This window comes from Salinispora pacifica CNR114, assembly GCF_000514775.1.
Classification (GTDB): domain Bacteria; phylum Actinomycetota; class Actinomycetes; order Mycobacteriales; family Micromonosporaceae; genus Micromonospora; species Micromonospora pacifica.
Genome location: NZ_AZWO01000067.1, coordinates 1 through 9,716, shown reverse-complemented (window position 1 = coordinate 9,716; position 9,716 = coordinate 1). Strand labels below are relative to the sequence as shown.

Annotated in this window: 7 protein-coding genes and 2 pseudogenes; 3 read left to right on the top strand and 6 right to left on the bottom strand. The window is 63.2% G+C overall.

Features of this window, described 5'->3' with window-relative positions; genetic code table 11:
* The 5 genes and pseudogenes from B118_RS33315 to B118_RS33995 form a co-directional block, all read right to left on the bottom strand.
* Positions 1 to 309: pseudogene (locus B118_RS33315) on the bottom strand (hypothetical protein); the annotation flags it as partial.
* Between the two features lie 1,256 nt (positions 310 to 1,565).
* The gene (locus tag B118_RS34000; protein WP_080678171.1) at positions 1,566 to 2,060 is read right to left on the bottom strand and encodes a S26 family signal peptidase; all 495 of its coding nucleotides are present in this window, start codon (positions 2,058 to 2,060) and stop codon (positions 1,566 to 1,568) included.
* The gene (locus B118_RS31255) at positions 2,057 to 3,847 is read right to left on the bottom strand and encodes an ABC transporter ATP-binding protein (protein ID WP_162173376.1); all 1,791 of its coding nucleotides are present in this window, start codon (positions 3,845 to 3,847) and stop codon (positions 2,057 to 2,059) included. The genes B118_RS34000 and B118_RS31255 overlap by 4 nt, the downstream gene beginning before the upstream one ends.
* A 77-nt stretch (positions 3,848 to 3,924) precedes the next feature.
* Complete coding sequence (locus B118_RS31250; RefSeq protein WP_238324154.1) at positions 3,925 to 4,611, bottom strand: peroxiredoxin family protein; 687 nt, start codon at positions 4,609 to 4,611, stop codon at positions 3,925 to 3,927.
* Complete coding sequence (locus B118_RS33995; protein ID WP_420329475.1) at positions 4,529 to 4,942, bottom strand: MauE/DoxX family redox-associated membrane protein; 414 nt, start codon at positions 4,940 to 4,942, stop codon at positions 4,529 to 4,531. The genes B118_RS31250 and B118_RS33995 overlap by 83 nt, the downstream gene beginning before the upstream one ends.
* Before the next feature lie 41 nt (positions 4,943 to 4,983).
* Between B118_RS33995 and B118_RS0124390 the strand changes: the two genes are divergently transcribed.
* The gene (locus tag B118_RS0124390; RefSeq protein WP_028193638.1) at positions 4,984 to 7,761 is read left to right on the top strand and encodes an ABC transporter permease; all 2,778 of its coding nucleotides are present in this window, start codon (positions 4,984 to 4,986) and stop codon (positions 7,759 to 7,761) included.
* A 3-nt stretch (positions 7,762 to 7,764) separates the two neighbouring features.
* Positions 7,765 to 8,466, top strand: a complete 702-nt coding sequence (locus tag B118_RS0124385) for an ABC transporter ATP-binding protein (RefSeq protein ID WP_027646792.1) — start codon at positions 7,765 to 7,767, stop codon at positions 8,464 to 8,466.
* On the opposite strand, the gene B118_RS29220 is transcribed toward B118_RS0124385, so the two are convergent.
* On the bottom strand, positions 8,432 to 8,806 hold the full coding sequence (locus tag B118_RS29220; protein WP_238324153.1) for a transposase: 375 nt from the start codon (positions 8,804 to 8,806) through the stop codon (positions 8,432 to 8,434). The two genes, B118_RS0124385 and B118_RS29220, sit on opposite strands and share 35 nt — an antisense overlap.
* A gap of 763 nt (positions 8,807 to 9,569) precedes the next feature.
* Here B118_RS29220 and B118_RS33745 point away from each other — a divergent pair.
* A pseudogene (locus B118_RS33745) lies at positions 9,570 to 9,716 on the top strand (IS701 family transposase); the annotation flags it as partial.

Below are 9,716 nucleotides of genomic sequence, written 5' to 3'. Positions count from 1 at the left end.
GATCGGCAGCGCCCCCGCAGGGTGCGCGAGCGTGGCCGGCGCGTCCGCGCCAACGGTAAACAGTTGCGTGGTGGTCAGCCCTGGGAAGAGACCTTCAAGGATGCGACACGAATCCGGGTGCGGCAGACCCTTCAGGTCGCATGCTAGCCACCGGGCAATTTGGGACCGGCTTGGGTAGCCACCCACAAGATCAGGGTCAACCCGCTCGGCAACCCGATCCCACTCCTTACAGAACGTCGAGTACTTCTGCCAGTGACGCTGGCGAAGCAGCGCCTTTAGCAGAGTCGATGCCTTGGCCACGTCACACATCCCTGTCCGGTTGGCTACGCCCGGCGTCCACATCGTAGCGCCGGAATCGCGAATCGACTGCTGCTGACGGCGTCCCAACGTCACGCGACACATAGACGCGACAGAAACGCGACCGAAACTCCTCCACAGCTAGTGGCACGCAGTCGAAATGCGAGGCGCGCTGAACCCATGCTGTTTGGTAGCCCACCACTGCTACAACAAGGCTGAGCGGCGCGCGATGACACCTTCACCGCGGTCCATCAATACCTATTCACCGGAGGCTCGCCATGCCGACAGTCGCGAATGAGGACAAGGATTGCCTGTCCCAGCGAGGTAGCAGGTTTTTCCGCGCTAACTCGTCCAATTCGGACTTCAGTCAGATTGCCGCGTCAGAGCTGGATTCTGAGCGCTTGCTTTTTACTGGTCGTGCTGTGGGCCGGGCACGCGTGTACTACACCTCCCATCCTGGCTTGGACGTTCTTCAGTCCGTCCTGGACGGGCTGAGGAAGCTGTGAGGGTCGACGGCAGCAGGCGCCAGCTCCACGGCAACCGTGATCCACACGGAAGGCCTCCGCTCCCGGATGGTGATGGGGTTCCAGTGGTACCGAGGAAGCCGGATCCGCCGACAACCAGGCAGAAGCTGGTCGCGGCGCTCGTTCTGATGATCGTTTTTGTTGGGGTTGTGATCGGGACGTTGCGGTGATGGGCCAGGTCGCCGAGGGTTACGGAATGGGGGCCGGAGAATCCCTTCGCCTGGATCAGGTTTGTTCCCCGCAGTTCGTTCGCCCCATTATGGTTCGTGTGGTTGGAGTCCTTGATCGGCCTACCTATCCCGGGTGGGTATGGGTGGAGGGCTATGAACTTGACGCGTCGGGTGATGCGTTGCGGCGGCGACAACTGTTCATCAGGCACGACGGGACTCGGCCGGCGATGTCTGGCCGTGGGTGACGGCCGCTCAACCCGCGACGGACAACGGCACTGACCGAGCACCCTGGGCTGCACCCTGGCCAGCGAGCGCCTCGTACCGGCACGCCCGCCACACGACGGTTTACGCGGCCGGGCACTACCGGCCCGTCGCCTGGCCCGCCCTGCAGCAGCACGTCCGTCCTCCGGCAGTACGCGCGTCACGCGCGACGGACGAGGTTCTGACGCCCCCAGCCGGCTGGCCTGTGCGCGGGCCGGTCCCCGCAGCTGGGCGTATCGCTGCGAGGGCCAGCTTGTCGGTGGCCTGCGGTCAAGGCTGCTCCACCTGCGAGTGGCCGTGGCCAGCAGAGTCCCTACCGCAAATCTTGATGATCGTCAGGTTCAATGCGGATGCGAGGAGGCCGGGAACGAACCGCAACTCCCAGCAGTAGGCTCAAGGAAAAGAAGCCCATCTGCTTGGAGTCTCGGGACCCTTCACCAGCATCTCCTAAGAGGATAGCCGATCCAGGCGGAACTCGTTTCGTGGAGGACAGTGGAGTGAGGTCCGCTAGAGTTCCGGGCACCAGATCGCCGGGCAGCGCCGCGACCCGCTTGACCAGCCACTTCCGCCCACTGTCGGCGGGTAGGCCAGAGCCCGAGGAGCCGTGCCTCGCGGCAAGCTCCTCTTCAACCACCACAACGTCTCCGATGCGGAGTTTTCNGCCCTTCAGTCGCTTAATGAAGATTTTCTCACCCTGCCGATAGGTTGGCTCCATAGATGTGCCCTGTACCACCACTTGCACGTAGTTTGTTCTAAACCAGGCCAACCCGGATGCCATAACCACCGGCACTATAAATATCCAGATCATGGCGCTGTTCCAATGCCCTCGGATGATTCCAGATATCCCTGGGCCTGGAGCTTGAAGAGCCGCGAGTAATGGCCTTCTATGGCAAGGAGCTCCGAATGTGTTCCCCTCTCGGCGACAGTTCCAGCTTCGATGACAATAATTGAGTCAGCATGTCGAACGACCCCGAGCCGGTGGGAGATTAGAACACAGGCACGGTTTTTGCGGGCCTGGCGGAGCCGTGAATGAATCTCATGCTCAGCCTCGGCGTCTAGGCCCGAACTCGGCTCGTCAAGAAGAAGCAACTCGCACCCCTCCCGCATGAAACCACGGGCCAGCGCAACCCGCTGCCACTGCCCTCCCGACAGGAGGGTTCCCTGATCGTCAGAGCCTGGAGCCCCACCGAAAGCGCGCGTGAGTTGAGTTTCATAACCCTGAGGTAAGGACGAGAGGACTGAATGGATACCCGCCCGCTCAGCGGCACGCTTTACCGATTGGGGGGAATCTTTCGAACCGATGTCGCCGATACTTACGTTTTCGAGCGCGCTGATCTCGTACGACATGAAATCCTGGAACACCGCGCTAATTCTGGTACGGAGCTCCTCGATCCGCACAGACCGTAGGTCAACCCCGTTCCACAATATTGAGCCCCGCACGGGATCATAGAACCGGCAGAGTAGTTTGATAATGGTGCTCTTTCCTGCCCCGTTAAGCCCAACAATGCCAACGGTCTGATCCGCAGGAATGACCATTGAAACTCCCCTGAGCGCCCACGGGGTGTCGTCCGAGTAGCGGAACCAAACATCGCGAAACTCGATACAGTCCCGCAAATGAGGTGCCTTCACCGGCGCCGGAGGCAGTGGCAAATCTGGTTCGGCCTCGAGAATATCCGTGTAATGTTTGAAGAGCGTGAGTGCATTGTGCGCCTCTCGCACGCCGCCAATAATCGCTCGTATAGAGTTCTGCAAGCCTGAGACAGCAGCAATGAAGACCGAAACTTCACCAATGGAAAGTCGGCCGGCTCCTGCTTCCATTACTGACCAGACTAGAGCGCCGCCGACGATGGCGGCGGCCATCCCGGCGAGTGCGCTCTGAGTGCGGAGTTCTCTGAGGTCTTGCCGTTTGTTTGCCAGGTTGACGAGTTTGGCCTCATCAGTCATTCTTCGGGCGAACAGACTCCTGAGGCCGAAGACGCGCATTTCCTTGGCTGCTGATACCTCTGTCAGCAGCTGGGCGTAGAAAATTTCCCGGCGCATTGTAGGGCTAAGCGCCCAGAGCATACTTGCATACTTCGTGCTTAACGCAATCTCCGCTCGGACTGTAGGGACTGAAGCTACCAGGATCACGATGATCAAATATGGGTTGAAAAAAGAAAGGCTTACAAGAAAGCCGGAGACGGTAATCACGCCTTGTAGGATCGTGAGAACGCTTCCCACCACCCGATCTGGGCCGGCTGGCCCAGATCCGGATGCGAGCTGAACGCGGTCGTAGAATCTAGGGTCCTCGAATGGCGCCAATCCGATGAGTCGCGCCAGTGCCCGATGAAGTTCTTGCTTTACCCGCAAAACGATTTTGCGTGAGGCTTCGTTTTCGACAAAAGTCTGCGCGGAGGGCAGTAATGCCGCGATCAGACCAAGAATAGCGAACAGCAGAGCATAGCCGGTCAATGTGGGCGCCGGTGACCCTGCTGCGATCGAATCTAGGACCAGCTTCATGAGCCATGCCATTGTCACCGGCATCATGCCAGCAAGCACTACGAGCAGGCATCGGAAGGTCAGATTCAGCGGATCGGTCTTCCAAGCCAGGGCCATTGTTCGGCCAACGGATCGGAGCACCGAGTACACAACAGATGAACGAAAGATCCTGGGCCGGCGGTCTGAGGACGCCATCATGGCGCTACGGGGTCGGCGACTGCCGAAACGGCCCATCCGCTAGCCTTCACGACACCTTGCGCGTCCACCATGCCAAAGGCTGGAAAGCCGCGAACATCGAAGGCGCTGGAGAGTACTCCGCCATTGCCTTCGACAACGACCTTGGCAATCGGCCTGAGACGTTCGACGACGGGAGCGGCTTCGTCTGTCGAGCCGACGACGACGGCGAGTGTGCTTCCCTGTGACTCAGTTCGCTTTGCTGCCAGATCGACAAAGGCCGGAAGTTGGTCCGTGCAGGCGGGGCATCCAGGAGAGAAAAACCCGACCAAGTCGTGATCTTGCAGGATCGCGTTATCCACCGCCTTGCCGTCAACGGTGACGGCGGTGAAGTCACCGACAACTTCTCCCTCGCGCTTCATGATCGGCGGCTGTTCAGCGCTGTTAGCCTGGTTCAGGATCGCAGCCTGCTCGCGGAGCCGTCGTATTATTCCAAAGGTGAGGGTAAGGTTGCACAGGGTAATTGCGGCAACCATTGCTATCGCCGCATATCCGTACATCATAATATTGTTACCCTTCGCGCAGCCGGTCAACGCTTGGTGATATCGGTGTTCAAATTCTTCGTTACTTGGCGGTTTGTTCAGGTCGGCCGAACACGTACGCCACGTCTTCAATTCGGATCGACACGAGCGCCAGCGCCAATCCACCAACCCAGGGCACCGGCGTTACGTAATCGTCGAACGATATCGTCACGCCTAGCAGAGTGGTCACCAGGCAGCTTGCGGCGGCGAGGCTCAGCGCAACGGCTCTTACGAGATGCGGTCGTCCCATGGGGGCAGCCCCGCGACTACCGAAACAACTGCATGCAATCTCCCGGCCCCGCCGTATCAACGAGAGTATGATAACGCTGAACGCCGCAAACAGCCCTGTTGACAACATGAAGCCAATCGGGACTGTGGCAGGTGTGAGCAAGGCTGCCCCAGCCAGCGCCTCGGCCATCACAAGGCTTGGAGCAACTCTCGCGTCGAGCCGGCGCAGGCGCCGTGGGATGGGTTCAAGGAGATGGGTAGGGGGCCTTAATGGTGCGGATGGTCGTTGGCCAGGTGCGGCGCCGACTCGGTCGGGCGATGGCGTTGTTTGTGGCTGTGCTGGTGGCGACCACCGGGTTCACGGTTTTGACGGGAAGCGCCGAGACATCGCGTCTGACGGTGTCCGGTGTCGTGGAGGCTGATTTCCGGTCGGCCTATGACATCCTGGTCCGTCCGGGCGCCAGTCGGACTCCATTGGAGGAGCAGCAGGGCCTTGTCCGCCCGAACTTCCTGTCGGGCCAGTTCGGCGGAATCAGCATTTCTCAGTATGAGGAGATACGCCGGATTCCAGGAGTCGAGGTCGCGGCACCGATCGCGATGATCGGCTACGTCACAGTCAACGGTGGGGTCTCAGTGGATCTCTCGGACGCGGTCGACCCGGGGCTCGATCGACAGGCCGTACGCCTGGAATTGTCGTGGAACACAGCGCGAGGGCTGTCGAGCCTGGATGGTGATGTCCCTCGCTACGCCTATGTGACCCGGCACAACATTGTGTGGCCGGAGATGAGCGCGACCGGCGTGACCTGGTCCGACGGAAGGCCCCGGCCCCCCACGTCCTCGTGCCAGGGACGCCCGTCCCCGATCGAGATCCTCGCCGATGGCAGCGAACGCCCGCTGTGCCAGTATTCCGACGAAGGAGAAGTGGGACCACTCGGCAATCAAGAGCATCGGTCCTCCTTGGATGTTGTGCACCTGAGGGCCGACGGGTCGTTCGTCACCGGTATGCGCGACGGGGCTCCAGTGGTGTCGGACCGGCTTTCCAGCGTCGTCGGCTGGCCGTTGTCGCTTCTGTTGGCCGCGGTTGATCCCCGGGCCGAGGCCGACCTCGTCGGTCTGGACCACGCAGTCACCGCGGGCCGCTATCTTGAACCCGACGACGCACCCGAGCCACTGGAGGGGGCACAGCTGGCAGGGATATCGCAGGTATCGGTTCCGGTTCTCGCCACCACCAGTCCCGCCCTCGACGAGGGACTGGTGGTGGAGCCTTCTCGAATCACCGGTCCCGCTGTCGCCCAACTGCCGGGCCGGGACTGGTCCGATGCCCAGGCCGAGCTCAACGCGGCCACCGCCGTCCCGGTCGGTGAACGGACCGAGGCGCGCGTCACCGACGCCTACGCACCACTTGCGGCCCCGGGCAACGAGATCGGCTCGCTCAACCACATCATCCAGTCCGGTGCCGTGACATACACCCAGGGTGATTCTGGGCTCACGCCCGCGGTCGCACCTCACAACCCCGGCGTCTTCATCGACACCATGCACGGAGACTTTGGCACGTCGTGGTTCGGCGCCGACAAGAAGTTTCGGCCCTTGCGTAAGGCGCCGTCGGTGAGCGACGAGCAGCTGGTGGCCACCGCAGTGGGCACATTCGATCCGCAGGAGCTGTCCGGGTTCAGTGAAGTGTCCGCCGTACCGCTGGAGACGTACTTCCCACCAGCGGCAAACGGCGCCGACGAGCAGTCACGGCGCCTCCTGGGCAGACAGCCCCTCGAACCGGACAGCAACCCGGGCGGCTACCTGGCCACCCCACCGCTACTGCTGACAACACTGACCGGATACCCGGGCCTCACCAGCTCACCGGACCCCCTGTCCGCGATCCGCATCCGGGTGGCCGGTGTCACCGGCCCCGACGAGGTGAGCCTGGAGCGCGTCCGGTCCGTCGCGCAGATGGTCTCCACCAGAACCGGGCTGGACGTCGACGTTACGCTCGGCTCGTCACCCGCCCCGCAGAGCGTGACATTGCCGGCGGGATCCTTCGGGCGCCCCCAGCTGAGCCTGCAGGAGCAGTGGACGAAGAAGGGTGTCGCCACGCTCATCCTGAAGGCGATCGACCACAAGAGCACCTTCCTGTTCGGGCTGATCCTCATCGTCTGCCTTTTGTTCCTGGTCAACGGCGTGTCGGCAGCGGTGCGTGACCGGCGACGAGAGTTGGCCATCCTGGCCACCCTCGGCTGGCCTCGCAGACGCCTGGCCTTCCTGATCGTCACCGAGACGGGCCTCATCGCAGCCGCCGCAGGATGCGTCAGCGCTCTGATCGCCTGGCCACTGGCCCAGCTGGTGGGAGTACAACTGACCGCCGGGCACGCGGCTCTGGCCGTGCCGCTGGCCATCGGGGTGTCCCTCGCCGCCGGCGCCGTGCCCGCCTGGCTCGCCGCACGGACCCGCCCCGCCACCTCGATCCGGCCAGCCGTGCGGCCACCTCGACGAAAAGCATGGACGGGACGCAGCGTCCTGAAGATGGCGCTCACCAACGTGTCGAGGACGGGCGGACGAACACTACTCGCCGCAGCCGCACTCGCCACCGGCGTCGCCGCCGCCACCATCGTAGCCATCGTCACCACGAGCTTTCATGGATCGATTACCGGCAGTCTTCTCGGTGAGGCGGTCTCGATTCAGGTCCGGGGGGTTGACCTGGTGGCCGTGGTCGCCACCCTCGCCCTGGGCCTGGCCGCGGTCGCGGACGTGCTGTATCTGAACATCAGAGAGCGGGCGGACGAGTTCGCGGTGCTCCGGTCCTCCGGGTGGCCGGTGACGGCGCTGGCTCGCCTCGTCGTCTTCGAGGGCACCGCCCTCGGGCTCATCGGGGCGCTCCCAGGGGCCGCACTGGGCATCGCCGGTTCAGCGTTCTTCGCTCAACAGATCCCGCCTGGGCTCGGTCCGCTGCTCCTCATTGTTGTACTCGCCGCCGCGATCCTGTCGGCGGTCGCTGCCCTTGTTCCCGCTCTCCTGCAGTTGCGGGTACCCGTGTCCACCCTGCTGGCCGAGGAGTGAGCGATGCCGCACGGCGCCTCCATCGAGATATCTCAACTTTCGAAACACTTTCCCGCCGGGTCGACGAAAATCCCGGCGGCGGACAACCTCTCCATCACATGCGACCCGGGGACCATGACAGCGGTCACCGGCCCCTCCGGCTCAGGCAAGTCGACCCTGCTGCATCTCCTCGGCGCCATCGAGCAAGCCGACTCAGGCACGATCCTGGTCGACGGCGAGGACATCACATCAATGCGCCGATCTCGCCTCGAGGCATTCCGTCGCAACGTGGGCTTCGTGTTCCAGCGCTACCACCTGCTGCCAGCACTCACCGCACTGGACAACGTCCTCGCACCGCTGATTCCTCACCGGGTCGCGTTCGACAAAGTAGCCCGAGCCCGTGAACTGCTCGACGCCGTCGGCCTCGGCGGTCGCGACAACGCCCTTCCCGGCGAACTGTCCGGCGGCCAACAACAACGGGTCGCCATCGCCCGAGCCCTGGTCGGCCGCCCCCGACTACTGCTGGCCGACGAACCCACGGGCAACCTCGACTCACGCACCGGCGAAACCATCCTCGACCTCCTTATCCAGCTCAGAACCGAGCACGGAGCCCCCACCATGCTGCTGGCGACTCACGAACTCCGACTCGCTGACGCCTGCGACCGCATCATCCACCTGACCGACGGCCGGATCATCGAAGACACCGCGGCGATCCGGGTCGGGTAGCCGCGCAGCCGGTGACCCGGCTGATCAACTCTCGGGACACGTCGGCGTCGTACACGTCCGCCAGATGCGCGGCGATCTCCCCGGCCGTCAGCCCTTTGACATACAGCGACAGGACGGCCTCGTTGAAACCGTCGAGGCGGCGGGCGTGCTTCGGGACGATCCACGGAGTGAACGACCCGGCCCGGTCCCGGGGGACCTGGATCCGCACCGGCCCGACCTCGGTCTGCACCGTCTTCGCCCCGTGACCGTTAAAGATGTTGACCCGCCGGCCGGTGGCTTCGTCCACGCCGGCCTTGTCGAGGTGAGCATCCAGCTGCGCACCGAGCGCTGATTCGAGCACGGTCCGGATGATCCCCGCGAGGAGCCCACCCGGGGGCGACCAACGAGACTCCATCGGCCTTGGTCCGCTCGACCAGCTGCTGCGCGAACTTCACCTCCGTCGACGTCGGCTCAGGAAGCTGAGCAGCGTTGTTCTTGTCTGTCATGACATGGTCCTTCCTGGACAGTATCGACGTCCTGTCCAACGGACCGCACCCGGGTCAAACCCGGAAATCTACACAGTCCCGACCTCGGACGCGCCTACTACCAGCGCAAACTCGGCGAAGGCAAAACACCAACCAAAGCCCGCCGGGCCCTGAAACACCGCCTCACCAACGCCATCTACCAACGGATCCTCAGAGATCAGAAACAAGCACACCCAGCGGCCGCTTGACATACAGAGGCGCTATCAGCGGTCCGCCGGCGCCACCCGACCCGGCGACAACATCCCCGGATCATCCAAACGACAGGGGCAGAAAGTCATACCGCGCCGGGCGACCGAGGGTCGCCGGCTGGGGACGATCAATAGGTAACGGGGCGGCCACTCTGGAGGAGTGGTTCGCCGCGCCAGGAGACCGGCCCCCCGTTTACCCCCCGAAAACCCCCGCCAAAGGTTGACCAGTGGTGACAAGTGATGATCATCGTGCCCGGTCGTTTGTGCAGCTCAACGCTAATACTCCAGCCGGGGTTGTTGACCTTGGCTGAGCTGCGGTTCGATGCGATGCGGGAACGAGGGCAGCCACCGTCGATCATGGACGGTTGTGTGGACTGACCATGATGCAGCGGTGGCTGCCGGATACAGGGTAGACGCCCAGCGGTGGCGGGTGTTGTTCGACGACCTGATGTTGACGGTCGGGCAGCGTTTCCGCAGGCCGGAGCCTCGCCGTCGGGTGCGTGACTTCGTCCGGGGCTTGCTGGCGCCGTTACCGTCG